The sequence below is a fragment of the Roseateles sp. P5_E1 genome, from assembly GCF_054049335.1.
In genome coordinates, this window is the sequence record NZ_JBFUMN010000171.1 from 1 (window position 1) to 783 (window position 783).

Here is a 783-nt window from a genome sequence, read left to right on the forward strand (position 1 = left end):
GAAATGAACCGCCGCGTCATCGACGTGGTCGCCGACCATCTGTTCGCCCCGACCGACAGCTCGCGCTACAACCTGGAACAGGAAAACCTGGCCGGGCGCATCAGCGTGACCGGCAACACCGTCATCGACGCGCTCAAGCAGACCGTGGAGCGCATCGACCAGGATGCCGCGCTGCGTGCATCGATCGATGCGCAGTTCCCGTTCCTGCAGGCCGACCGCAAGCTGCTGCTGGTCACCGGCCACCGCCGCGAAAACTTCGGCGGCGGCTTCGAGAACATCTGTCGCGCGCTGGCCGAACTGGCGCAGCGTCCGGACCTGCAGATCGTCTACCCGGTGCATCTCAATCCGAACGTGCAGGGGCCGGTGCATACGCACCTGGGCGGCCTGGACAACGTGCACCTGATCGCACCGCAGGATTACCTCAACTTCGTCCGCCTGATGCAGCGCGCGCACGTGGTGCTGACCGACTCCGGTGGGGTGCAGGAAGAAGCCCCGGCGCTGGGCCGGCCGGTGCTGGTGATGCGTGATGTCACCGAGCGGCCCGAAGCGGTGCAGGCCGGCGTTGTCCGCCTGGTCGGCACCGATCCTGCGCGGATCGTGGCGGCCGTGCATGCCGCCTGCGATGCGCCGCAGGTGGCGGCGCACTTCATCGCCGACGCCAGTCCCTACGGCGATGGCCGGGCCTCGGCGCGGATCGTTGCTGCATTGCGTGGTCAGCGGTTCGACGAGTTTGTGGCCGCCCACGCCGTCCCGATGTCCCACACCTCCCTTTCAGAACTGACG

Annotated in this window: 1 protein-coding gene; it reads left to right on the plus strand. The window is 67.7% G+C overall.

Annotated features, from left to right (window positions below):
- On the plus strand, nucleotides 1-783 hold a 783-nt coding region (gene wecB / locus ACXJKJ_RS30430; RefSeq protein ID WP_457395139.1), incomplete at both ends, for a non-hydrolyzing UDP-N-acetylglucosamine 2-epimerase.